The following is a 12,008-nucleotide window of genomic DNA, read 5'->3' on the forward strand; positions in this document are numbered from 1 at the left end:
CTAACCAATATCTTTAATAATTTTAATAAGCTTAATTATATCATCACTATCTTGATAAATGCTAAAGCCAAAACGCAAAATATTTCGGCGGTAATCGACATTAACTCTCTTTGTTTTAAGACTTTTGGCATACTCTTCACACTCTAAAGCTGTGGTGAAAATAAAAGCGATAAAGTGTCCTCTATTGGCCGTTGTTACAATTTTATTTTCTAAAGTTGTCCCTTTTATTCCTGACAGAAAGTCAGCTTGGTTTTTTTCAACGTGTAAGTGAATATCATGGACAGTTACCTTTTCATTCTTCCATAGATTTAAAACAGCATTCATACGATAGATTGCCGTGAAATCCATGGTTGATCCAGCAAATCTAAAACCATCATTACTAAATGGAACCTTATCTTCACTAAAATTTGTCAGGTCTCCCATCTGTGCAAACCAACCAGTATTTTTTGGCGTAAGTTTTGTATTTTTTGGTGATATCAGAAAGCAAGATCCTTCTCCTGATCCGCAGTATTTATAACCCCCGGCCATGTAGAAAATTCGATCTTCTATTTCTTTTAGATCTGTTGGGAGGGCCATAAATGCATGGTAGGCATCAATTACAATTTCAGCTTTAGAATTGATTGCTTTTACAAATGAGATGAGATCCTTAATAGCAAAAGAAGAATTAAAAAATACTTGGCTAATAAAGATTAGATCATATTTGTCAGTATTTGCTTCTTGAATAAATCTATCGATAAAGTTTTTATCATTACTATTTTCAATCTTAGTTACATCAAAAATATTTTCTTCTGAAAGACGATTGATTTGACGATCAAAAGAGTAGAACTCACTATCAGTTGTTAAGACTTTTGCTCCATTAGGAAGAGCTGAAAGTATACGATAAGCAAGCTCATGTGTATTCGGTGCAAATGTAATTTGCTCTGGTTTAGAAATATTTAAAACGTTTGCAATATTCTTTTGTAATTCGACAAACTCATTGGAAAAAAATAATCCCCATTTTTCATCAACATATTTAGCGCTATCATCCCAGTACTTGATCTGTGCATCTCTAGTGACATCTGGCCAGTAGTGGTGTGAGTGAGCAGCAAAGTGAAGTTTGCCCTCGTTTGCGTTTAGAAATCTTTTAAAATATTTCTTATACATTCTAATCTCTGTAATTAAAGTTCATAGCTGTTTTTAACTTTTCAGGTAAAATTGGTCTCTGCGATCTTGGAATAATAAAAGTTGATAGATTAAAAAGATCGATGAATGAACGATTGTTATCTGCTGCATCTTTTAAGTATTGATGACCTGAAGATCCACCTGTTCCAATTTTAGTCCCTAACATTCTATGTGCCATAAGTGCATGCTTATAACGCCAAGTCGTAAAGTTCTCATCGATATCCATAAGGTGTGCAAGAACAGTATATGGAAGTGTTAGGATAGGCTCATCTCGATAAAGAAGAACAAAGAGGGCATTTAGAGTCGCTTTTTGAGAAAGCCTTCTTTTTCCTTCTTTTACTAATTTATTATATTCTACAGAATTAAAAAGTGTTTCAAATGTATCGCGTGTACTTTTAAGGTTTGCCTTTTGTATCTCTAGCGCCTTAGGTGGAAGTGTTGCCATATTATCAAGGACAGTAAGTTCGTCACCACATAACATATCTTCAACACATGCCTGATACTCACTCCAGAAATCAAATTCCTCGTTAAAGGTAAATGGCATTCTTTCTAGCCATTTCTCAAGAGCAGAAAATAATGTTGACTCAGCTTCAATTTTTAAAAGCCTTTCTTTATCTTGATCATTCAGTCTTCCAAGGAAATATTCACGATCAACTTCTTTCCTTTGATTTGTCGAAAGTCCAAGCAGAATTTCAATTTCTCTAAATTGAACACTTTGGAATCCTGAAGCAGGGACAAGTAAATCTCTAAATTCAAGAAAATCCATCGGGGTCATTGTTTCCATCACTTCTAATTGGCCAAGAAGTAGAGTTTGAACTTTTTTAATGCGCTCAAGTCTTGAACAAACAGTTGAAAGCAATGATTCTTCAACTTTATCTACTGAGAAAATGTTTTTTATCGAGTGTAGTTCGTGAAGTATTTGTTTGAACCATAATTCATATACTTGATGCACGACTATAAAAAGTGTTTCATCGTGTGCTTCATCTCCATATTTTTTAGAGAGAGGATTTTGTGTATCGAGTAATTTATTCAGTTCTAAATAGTCACCATAATAGACAGGACCGTGATTTTTGTGCATATTGACTCCTATATAGAAATACTATCCCAACACTTTGAAATTGAAAATTATTCATATTTCTAGTTGGGTTAAGAAAGTTGAAATCAAGCTGAAGTTGAAATGGAAAATTCTAAAAAATTACGATTCAAAAAGTTTTTGCCTGTAGTCATAATCACTGTTTTTGCACTTATTCTCATTGGAGGGATGGTAAGAAGCACCGGAGCTGGAATGGGATGTCCTGATTGGCCAACTTGTTTCGGTAAAATTGTTCCTCCTACAAGTGTTGATCAACTTCCAGCTGATTATCAAACTCGTTTTGCAAAGCCTGGTCGCATTGTTGCTATTTTCAATCCTGTACATACATGGACGGAGTACTTCAACAGAATGGCCGGTGTATGGACTGGTATTGCTTCGATCATTTTAGTAGTACTATCATTTGCTTATAAGAAGGATAATAAGAAGGTTGTATGGCTTTCTGGATTGGCCTTGTTTCTAGTCGTTTTAAATGGTGGTGTAGGAGCAATGGTCGTTAGTTCACATCTACATCCAGCTGTTATTACAATTCATATGTTACTCGCGATATTTCTTGCATTTGCGCTTGCCCATTTAAAATATGAGGTAACGGAACTCAAATTTCATCGCAAACACTGCGTTGATCGCTACAAAGACTTCTTGTGGGTTCTTGTGGGACTAGTTGTGATTCAAATCGTTTTAGGAACTCAAGTTAGAGAGCAAATTGACTTGATAACTAATACAGAGCCGAATTTAGCTAGGACAAATTGGGTTGAACGACTTGATATGATTTTTTATATTCACCGTTCTTTCTCAATCTTAGTACTTCTTGGATTTTCGTATACTCTTAGAAAAATCATGGAAGAGTTCAAAGACAATTCATTTGTACAAAAGAAGTGTATCTCAATAATGTTAGTGTTAATTGGTGTCATTACAGCAGGAGTAGTCTTAGCTTATTTAGCATTTCCAGCCTTTGCTCAGCCAGTTCACTTATTATTTGCTATTTTACTTTCTTACTTTATTTATGAGTTATTAATCATTCTTAAAAAATCACAAGAGGTGGAACTGTAATGTATCGTACACTTGCCTTCATCAATATATTATTAACTTTAGGTTTAATTGTCATTGGTGGGTTAGTGAGTGCGGACTTCACTGGCCTAGAGTGTACTTCTTGGCCAATCTGTTATGCAGCTACTGTTGATAAGTCATCAATATATCCAATTCTACATAGAGTTTTTGCTGGAATTATCATTGTTTTAAATACATTTCTTTTTATTAAGCATCCAAAAGAAAAGTCTGTTCGTTTAGGACTATTTCTTTTAATTCTTCAGTCGCTACTGGGTGGAATTAACTTCATTTATAAGCTTCCAACTCTTGTCAGTGTTTTCCACTTAATTTTAAGTTTTGCTTATATCGCAATCTTTTCTCAGCAATTTTATCCTGTTATCAAAAAACAAGAACTGAATTTAAAAGGGTATTCACCTTCGTCGAAAGATCTTGTCTTTATTATGTTACTAATTGCATTTGGACAGTTCTTCTTTGGTGGTATTGTTCATCAAACTGCAACAAAAGATGTGTGTGGAGTAGGGGATAATATTAATATCCTATGCCAAACAGCAGAGGGCCTTCGCTTTTGGCCTACTACTGTAGCAGCACAAATACACTCTCTTCATAAGTATTTAGGAGTCCTGTTTCTAGTAGTACTACTAGCGTTTCTCTTTAGTATAAGAAAAACAATTACTTTATTACATGGAAGAGCATTTAAACAATTCTCTCTTTTATCTGGAAGTTTAGTTGGACTATTTTTAGTTCACTTATTTAATGCAAAGAGATTGTTCTTACTAACTGATACTACTTACTTCCAAGTACTTCATCTTTTATTAGCAATTATCATTACGCTAAATTTACTTTTCTTATTTCAGTGGTTCAAGCGTTTTGAGGAAGTGTTTTTTGGTGGTTATAAGCATACTGTAGCAAGTGACTTGTTAAGCTTAACTAAGCCAAGACTTGGTCTACTCGTTGTTTCGACTATTATTTCAGGAATTTTACTTACTGGACAATATGTTGATTTCTTCTATCTGATTAATGCACTTATTTTTTCAATTTTAATTGTCATGTCTGCAACGACAATTAATTGCTATATGGAAATTGAAGTTGATTCCAATATGGTTCGTACTAAAGATCGCGCCTTACCAGCAGGACGAATAAAACCAATTTATGCTGTTGTTCAAGGATGGCTGCTTTTTATTCTCGGATTTAGTCTAACTTATATTTATGTAAATAAAGTTACTGCGTTACTCGGTGCGTTGGCATTTTTTTCTTATCTTTATGTCTATACTCCGATGAAGAGAACTAGTCCTGCTGCGTTATTTGTTGGTGCACTTCCTGGGGCAATTCCTCCTGTAATGGGGCGCACAATTGTGACAGGTGAAATTGATGGTCTAGCAATTTTATTGTTTGGTATTTTGTTTATTTGGCAAATTCCTCACTTCATGGCCATCTCGATTTACCATAAACAAGATTACGCGGAAGGTGATATTAAGGTTTATCCTCATTACTACTCAATTGCCAAAATGAAGATCTGTATTGCTCTTTGGACATTACTCTTATTTTTATTTAGTAGTGCCGGATATTTCTTTGGTCTCAATTCTTGGAACTTTTTTATCGCTTCATTAGTAGTTAATGGGCTATTTTTTGCGCAGAGTTTGCAAAGTTTTTTTATTCATGATGAGCCGAGTTACGTAGCTTGGGCCCGACAATATTTTTGGGGTTCTATAATCTATTTACCACTCTTGCTATCATTGATGATTTTCCTTAGCTAAATCGTGGAAAATGTTATAAAAAAGGGTTAAAATTTATCAATTCAAATTAATAAAGTATTTCAATAGAAGGAAGGTCTATGGGATTTTTGACACCTGTTTTAGCTACAGTTGTTAGTACAACTTCTAAGCAGATGAGTCTTTGGGAAAGAATGAAACCACCTGAAGATATCTCTGTGCACGGTCACTTGATCGATTGGTTATTTGGCTACACTACTTACATGAACCTCTTTTTCTTTGCATTAGTATGTGCAGGATTATTTGGTTTCTCTTACTTTTATTCAGCTAAGAGACACCCAAAGCCTTATTATACTTATGGGAACAAAAAGATTCATATCATCATTGCGACTGTAATTGGTCTATCGGTATTCCTTGGAATCGATATGAACATTACAAGAATGTCGAATGAGGATTATGTAAATGTTTTTGCTAAGTGGCCAAAAGAGGACGAGAATCCACTTCGTATTCAAGCGCTTGGTCAGCAATGGGCATGGCACTTTAGATATGCTGGTGCAGACAATATCTTCAACACAGAAGATGATGTTGTTCAGTTAAATGACTTAAGACTACCTGTTGGTCGTAAAGTTGTTATTCAAGTACTTTCAAAAGATGTAATTCACTCACTATATTTTCCAAATGCTCGTCGTAAGGTTGATGCAATTCCTGGTCGTTTAACTCGCCTATGGTTTGAACCAACTAAAGCTGGTACTTGGGATATTGCTTGTGCAGAAATGTGTGGAACATATCACTACAGAATGAAAGCTTCTCTAACTACTTATTCAGCTGAGGACTACGCAACTTGGATTGCGGAAGCTCAAGAGAAAGCTATTCATGAGAATGACCCTGAAAACCCTGAATTATTCTGGGGTTGGAAGTGGCAGTACTAATTTTAAGATAACTTTTAGGAGAATATAAAATGGCATTTTTCGAGCAACATATTCACTCAGAGCCAAAGACTTTCATCTCAAAGTATATTTTTTCTTATGATCACAAAGTGATCGGAAAACAATTTCTTTGGTACGGAATCATTGGTCTAGGTTTAGGTGGGATGATGGCCCTTATGATTCGCTGGACACTAGCGTTTCCTGGAGAGGCATTCCCAATTCTAGGTAACTTACTTTTCCCTTCAACAGGAGGAGTTGTTCCACCAGATACGTACGCGATGCTTTTCACTATGCACGGTACGATCATGATTTTCTACGCAATTACACCAATTCTAATTGGGGCGTTCGGAAACTATCTTATCCCATTACAAATTGGGGCAAGAGATATGGTCTTCCCATTACTTAATATGCTTTCTTTTTGGATTGCAGCTGCATCAGCGTTAATCCTTGTTGCTTCTCTGTGTTTACCACTAGGTGCTGCAGCAGGTGGTTGGACTTCGTACCCAACTTTATCAACGCTAATTGGTTCACCAGGGGCCGGGCAAACTCTTTGGACTCTTGCTCTTTTCCTTCTTGGTGTATCTTCAACGATGGGTGCGGTTAACTATATTACAACTGTTATCGTTCTTAGAGCTCCAGGTATGGGATACTTTGATATGCCACTATCTGTTTGGGGTCTATGGCTAACAGCTATTTTAAACGCAATTTTCCTTCCAGTACTTGGTGCAGGTCTTTTACTTCTATTATTTGACCGTGTATTTGGAACAACTTTCTTCCTTGCTGGTGCTGCTGCAACAACAGGAACAGGTGATCCTATCCTTTACCAACACGTATTCTGGATCTTTGGTCACCCTGAAGTTTATATCCTTATTCTTCCTGCGTGGGGGATTGTATCTGACTTACTTTCTTTCTTCGCTAGAAAACCAGCATTTGGTGCGAAAGCAACTGCGCTTTCTATGACTTCGATTACAATTCTTTCAACAATTGTATATGGTCACCACATGTATACGACTCAAATGAGTCCACTTTTAACTCAAACTTTCATGACTCTTACAATGACGATCTCAATTCCATCTGCAATTTTCTTTGCAAACTGGTTAGGGACAATTTGGAAAGGATCAATCAAGTTTGATACGCCAATGATTTTCTCTCTTGGTGTTGTATTCGTTTTTGGTCTTGGTGGTCTAACAGGTCTATATCTAGCAACTGTTACAACTGACCTTTACCTACACGATACATACTTTGTAGTAGGTCACTTCCACTATACGATGGCAGCTTCTGTACTTCTTGGTGGATACGCAGCAATTTATTTCTGGATGCCAAAAATGTTTGGTAAATTCCTGAATGAATTCTGGGGTAAAGTGCACTTCTGGATCACAATGATTGGTCTAAATGGTGTATTCATGGGAATGATGATTGTTGGATACGCAGGTATGCACAGACGTCTTTATAACCCATTTGTTTACGAATTTATGGAAAGACTAATCCCAATTAATGCATTTGTTACTTACTCTGCATTACTAATGGGTCTTGGACAAATTCCATTCGTAATCAACTTTGTTTACACAATTTTCTTTAAGAAAGAAAAAGAGCCAGTATCTGACAACCCTTGGAATGTTGGTACTCTTGAGTGGACAATTCCATCACCAGCACCAGTGTATAACTTTAAAGAGATCCCTGTTGTTAAGTGTGGACCACACGAACTAGGAAACCCAAATCTTCCAGAAGGTAAGGATTTCCAATATCAAACTGAAGAAATAGTTGAGGCATAATTAGAATGAACCAAGTAATGACAAACAAAGATTTTGAAGCAAAACAGCTCACATCATCAATCGCGATGATTGTGCTTCTTGTTTCATTTACAATGCTCTTTGCTACGATGTTACTTGGTTTTTCTGTTTACCGTTTAACTGTTGATGTATGGCCACCAATGGGAATGCCGAGAATTCCTCTAACACTCCCTATGGTCAGTACAATAATAATTGCGTTAAGTTCTGTTGCTTTAGTGCTGTTTGAATCTGCATTCAATAAGCACAATACTAAGGCCATGAGAGTTTATTTCGCATTAACTTATTTATTAGGTCTTGGTTTCATGTTTGTTCAATGGCAACTTTGGAACTCAATGGCAGCGATGGGACTTCAAGCTTCTGGCGGAGTATTCCCATCTTTATTTTATGCACTTACTTGGACTCATGCTGCGCATATTGTTCTAGGTTTAATTGCACTTTTATTTCTTCTTCCTGTTTCAATGAAAGGTTACAGTATGGAGAAAGTAACTTGGGTACAGAATGTATCTAAGTTTTGGCACTTTTTAGGTGTCGTTTGGTTAGTAATGTTTATCGTTATGTTTGTATTTTAAGAGGATAGCTATGAAGAAAATGGCATTAACTTTAACAGCAATGTTTACAATTTTATCTTTGGTTTCTTGCCAGGAAAACCACTTCAAAGAAGATAAAGTATTCGCAGGTGGCCTCTATGTTAAGAAAGATGTTCTTAATAGAGGGAAGCAAATTTACACTGAATACTGTATGCCTTGTCACGGTGTTGACGGTGATGGAAAAGGTGTTGCAGCTAAGGCAATGAAAGTTCCACCACGTGACTTTACTAAAGGTGTCTTCAAGTTTGGAGAAGTTGAAGCGGGAACTCTTCCACACGATAAGCACTTCTACAAAATCTTAGAGAAGGGTCTTCATGGTACGGCAATGCTTCCATGGGATCTAACTGAAGATCAAATGTTTGAAGTTGTTCAATACATTAAAACTTTTGCTCCATCAGTATGGGAAGGTAAAGATAAGGAACTTGGAAAACAAGTTACTCTTGGTAAAAACCCTTACGGTGTAGCTCACGTTAAGTCTGCTATTGAAGAAGGTAAGAAAGTTTATCACGCAGATGCAATGTGCTGGTCATGTCACAGAGCTTACGTTCCTAAGGATGAGCTTGCGAAGCTTACTGGTATGAGCGCGAGTGATTTCTCTGATAGTGATTATCAATCAAAGCTTCAAGAAACTGAGTGGGGATTCAAATCACTTCCACCTGATTTCACTTGGAATACGATTCGTTCGGCAGATACAGTTGAAGAAATTGCTCTTCGTTTAGCTGCAGGTGTTGGTGGAACAGCAATGGCTGCTTGGAAAGGAACACTTACAGATGATCAAATCTGGGCAGTTGCTCACTACGTAGAGTATCTTAAGAACTTAAAAGACACAGAAGCTCGTAAAGAGTTACTTGATCGTATTAAGAATCAATAAGAATCAACAGAGTTAAATAATGACTAGTTTAGGTATAAAAAGATCAAATTCACTAATCGAAACGCTTGTCTCAAAGAAAGCGTTTTGGTTAGTATTTGTTTTATATTTCTTCTCAGTACCTTTTTTCAAATCAGTATTTAGAGAATTACCTCCTGAACTTCCAGTCATGAAACAATTACCAGCTTTCTCACTTACTAATAGTTTTGGAAAAACATTTGGATCAAAAGAATTAGAAGGGCGTGTTTATATAGCAAACTTCATTTTCACTAATTGTCCGTCTAGCTGTCTTAGGTTAACGGAAGAAATGCAAAAGATTCAAAAGAGAGTAAGAGGACTTGGGCAAAAGGTTGCACTTGTATCTTTTACTGTTGATCCTGAAACGGATAATCCTAAAACACTATTTAAGTATGCAAGAAAACATCAAGCAAATCCTTATATTTGGACTTTCTTAACTGGAAAGACTGAAGATATGCAATCTACAATAGTAGATGGCTTCGGTACTCAGATGGGAAAATTACAAGAAGTTGAGGCCAATGTTAACGGTGAAAAGGTAACAATGCTTGATATTGCACACTCTGAAAAACTTGTTCTAGTTGATGGACATGGTAAAATCAGAGGGTATTACGATTCAACAAGTAAAGATATTAATAAGCTAATGATTGATCTTGGTTTATTAGTTAACAAAGAACAGTATTTAAAAAATTAATTAATTATAAATGGAGAATAAAATGGCTGAAGGCGCACATCATTCACACAAGAAATTATATATTTTCATTTTCTTCGTACTGACGTTTTTAACAGCTGTGGAACTAATCATTCCAGGTATGACAAATATTGCAAAGTTTTATCGCGATAGTGCTCTAGTACTTTTAGCTCTTGGAAAAGCTTTCTTAGTTGCTTACTACTTTATGCACTTAAATGAAGAAACTAAATGGACACGTTTTATTGCTGCAATTCCAATTTCAGCAGGTGTTTATGCTACTGTGCTTATTTTAGAATCAATGTTTAGATAATTAGACACAAAGGAGTTTGTATGTCTGAAAACACGAATACGACTACACAACAAGTACCAACTAAAGAGCCATTACCAGTAAAAGATGGACAATTTACTGCGAAAACAAGTTGGATCATTGGATTTTTAATTGTTGGGCTCCTGATTTTAAAAACATTCATTTATACAAAAGATAAAAAAAGACATGGAAAATAAAAAAAAGCCTGCAGAATATGCAGGCTTTTTTTTTAGCTTTTTAAATAAATTGAACAAGAAATCTTTTGCCCTTATTCCTTCTTTCCCAAAAACGAAACAGTTGTTTACAAATACACCGACGCCATAACCCAGACGATTTTCAATCGTAAGAAAATTTAAAAAGCAACTTGAGTGTTTTAATTCTTTATCAGAAAAAAAAATCAAAAAATATATACTGAAATCTTTTGCTAGCTCTTCTTGAGTTGCAATTGATAAAGTTAATTTTATATACAAAAAGCTTTCTTCTTCTTTCGAATGCATTCCTTTATCTCCATGCCTAAACAGTGGTGGAGAAGTTATTCAGTTCTAACTTTATAAATTATTTAATTTATGAACATATTTAGAAAGTGTGTTTGTTAGTTTTAGATTTTTTCTCTTTCAGTAAAGAAGAAATAAAAAATGTAATGATTGTTTTTGTTAAACTATTATTTGTAAAAGTGGTTACGCTTACACATTATCTTATATTACTTATAATAGCTTTAAACCCGGTTTTGTCTGCATTATATAAGTGATAAGAGCAATTTAATTTTTCTAAAATTTAGCTATAATTTCTAAGCAATTAAGTAAAAAAAAACCTGCAAACTGCAGGTCTTTTAAAATTAAAAAAAGTTTTTCTTATTCTAGGTACTCAATACTGATAATTTTATCACCGGCTTTAATCTTTTTTAAGATGTCTAATCCATCTACTACTTGCCCGAAGACAGTATACTTACCATCTAAGTGAGGAAGTGCTGTTAGTGCTATATAGAATTGAGAATCAGCACTATTTTCATCTGTTAAAGTACGGGCCATGGCCATTGTTCCAGCAACATGACTTATATTATTAAATTCTGCCTGGATTTTTTTGCCTGAACCACCATTACCAGTGCCTGTAGGATCCCCTGTTTGTACTACAAAGTTAGGAATTACTCGATGAAAGCCCAATCCATCATAAAAACCACTTTGAATTAACTGAATTAGGCGTGCAACCGTATTAGGAGCCTTTTTAGGATAGAATTTAAAGGTAATATTACCGTGTGAAGTCTTAATAATTCCTTCAGATTCAGATAATCCAGTACGATCTACATTTATTTTAAAGACATCAACCTTTTTGTCCGATACTTCTTCCTGTGTTTTTATATCGCTATTCTTGCTACAACTTAAAAAGATGCATAGAAATAGTGAGATTCTTACAAGCTTTACAATAGTCATTATTGAAATTCTCCTTTGCATAATGAAATTATGATAGGAAATTAAAAAAAATGCAAAAAAAGTAAAAAAAAAGAAAAAACAGTGTTGACATATGAAACGAGGTCACATAAATTACGTTTCACCTTGAGAGATGAACGAAACAAATCAACTGCTTAAAACAGATGATGAGTTATCTTGTGGGCGTGTAGCTCAGTTGGGAGAGCACCTGCTTTGCACGCAGGGGGTCGCAGGTTCGACTCCTGTCATGTCCACCATTTATTTCAAGAGGCTCTTTAACATTCAAATAAAGTAATAAAGATTTGCTGCTTAGGTAGCAAACAAGATGAGAAGAAATCCAAAATAAGTTTTAAACGGTTTTTGAAAGATCTGACGTAACTGAATCATTGAAGT

General features: G+C 35.3%; 13 protein-coding genes and 1 tRNA gene. 10 read left to right on the plus strand and 4 right to left on the minus strand.

What is annotated here, in order from left to right:
* Both ACMAYX_RS15005 and ACMAYX_RS15010 read right to left on the minus strand, forming a co-directional pair.
* Positions 1 to 1,143, minus strand: coding sequence for an aminotransferase class V-fold PLP-dependent enzyme (locus tag ACMAYX_RS15005; RefSeq protein ID WP_392993694.1), 1,143 nt, complete (start codon positions 1,141 to 1,143; stop codon positions 1 to 3).
* Position 1,144: 1 nt separating this feature from the next.
* Complete coding sequence (locus ACMAYX_RS15010) at positions 1,145 to 2,239, minus strand: tryptophan 2,3-dioxygenase family protein (protein WP_103218393.1); 1,095 nt, start codon at positions 2,237 to 2,239, stop codon at positions 1,145 to 1,147.
* 99 nt (positions 2,240 to 2,338) lie between these two features.
* Here ACMAYX_RS15010 and ACMAYX_RS15015 point away from each other — a divergent pair, with 99 nt between their 5' ends.
* The 9 genes from ACMAYX_RS15015 (at position 2,339) to ACMAYX_RS15055 (ending at position 10,388) form a co-directional block, all read left to right on the plus strand.
* Entirely contained in the window at positions 2,339 to 3,301 is a 963-nt protein-coding gene (locus ACMAYX_RS15015) for a COX15/CtaA family protein (protein WP_392993688.1), read from the plus strand.
* Positions 3,301 to 5,052 (plus strand): heme o synthase, encoded by a 1,752-nt coding sequence (gene cyoE, locus ACMAYX_RS15020; RefSeq protein WP_103218391.1) that lies wholly within the window; start codon positions 3,301 to 3,303, stop codon positions 5,050 to 5,052. Before ACMAYX_RS15015 ends, cyoE begins: the two co-directional genes overlap by 1 nt.
* Positions 5,053 to 5,129: 77 nt before the next feature.
* Positions 5,130 to 5,936, plus strand: a complete 807-nt coding sequence (locus ACMAYX_RS15025; protein WP_103218390.1) for a cytochrome c oxidase subunit II — start codon at positions 5,130 to 5,132, stop codon at positions 5,934 to 5,936.
* A 29-nt stretch (positions 5,937 to 5,965) separates the two neighbouring features.
* Entirely contained in the window at positions 5,966 to 7,705 is a 1,740-nt protein-coding gene (locus ACMAYX_RS15030; RefSeq protein ID WP_103218389.1) for a cbb3-type cytochrome c oxidase subunit I, read from the plus strand.
* Between the two features lie 5 nt (positions 7,706 to 7,710).
* Positions 7,711 to 8,292, plus strand: coding sequence for a heme-copper oxidase subunit III (locus ACMAYX_RS15035; protein WP_103218388.1), 582 nt, complete (start codon positions 7,711 to 7,713; stop codon positions 8,290 to 8,292).
* Between the two features lie 10 nt (positions 8,293 to 8,302).
* The gene (locus ACMAYX_RS15040) at positions 8,303 to 9,181 is read left to right on the plus strand and encodes a c-type cytochrome (protein ID WP_103218387.1); all 879 of its coding nucleotides are present in this window, start codon (positions 8,303 to 8,305) and stop codon (positions 9,179 to 9,181) included.
* A gap of 19 nt (positions 9,182 to 9,200) precedes the next feature.
* A complete protein-coding gene (locus ACMAYX_RS15045) occupies positions 9,201 to 9,887 on the plus strand; it encodes an SCO family protein (RefSeq protein WP_103218386.1) in 687 nt (228 codons plus the stop codon).
* A gap of 22 nt (positions 9,888 to 9,909) precedes the next feature.
* Positions 9,910 to 10,194 carry a cytochrome C oxidase subunit IV family protein gene (locus ACMAYX_RS15050; RefSeq protein ID WP_158246900.1) on the plus strand — a complete coding sequence of 95 codons (285 nt, stop codon included), beginning with the start codon at positions 9,910 to 9,912 and terminating at the stop codon, positions 10,192 to 10,194.
* Positions 10,195 to 10,214: 20 nt separating this feature from the next.
* Positions 10,215 to 10,388, plus strand: coding sequence for a hypothetical protein (locus ACMAYX_RS15055; protein ID WP_158246899.1), 174 nt, complete (start codon positions 10,215 to 10,217; stop codon positions 10,386 to 10,388).
* Here the strand turns inward: ACMAYX_RS15055 and ACMAYX_RS15060 are convergent.
* Together ACMAYX_RS15060 and ACMAYX_RS15065 are read right to left on the minus strand one after the other, a co-directional pair.
* A complete protein-coding gene (locus tag ACMAYX_RS15060; protein ID WP_412471058.1) occupies positions 10,341 to 10,688 on the minus strand; it encodes a hypothetical protein in 348 nt (115 codons plus the stop codon). The two genes, ACMAYX_RS15055 and ACMAYX_RS15060, sit on opposite strands and share 48 nt — an antisense overlap.
* A gap of 354 nt (positions 10,689 to 11,042) precedes the next feature.
* A complete protein-coding gene (locus ACMAYX_RS15065) occupies positions 11,043 to 11,618 on the minus strand; it encodes a peptidylprolyl isomerase (protein WP_392993681.1) in 576 nt (191 codons plus the stop codon).
* 178 nt (positions 11,619 to 11,796) lie between these two features.
* Between ACMAYX_RS15065 and ACMAYX_RS15070 the strand changes: the two genes are divergently transcribed.
* A tRNA-Ala gene (locus ACMAYX_RS15070) sits at positions 11,797 to 11,872 on the plus strand.
* Positions 11,873 to 12,008: the final 136 nt, after the last annotated feature.

The organism is Halobacteriovorax sp. RT-2-3 (assembly GCF_047085075.1).
Taxonomy (GTDB): Bacteria; Bdellovibrionota; Bacteriovoracia; order Bacteriovoracales; family Bacteriovoracaceae; genus Halobacteriovorax_A.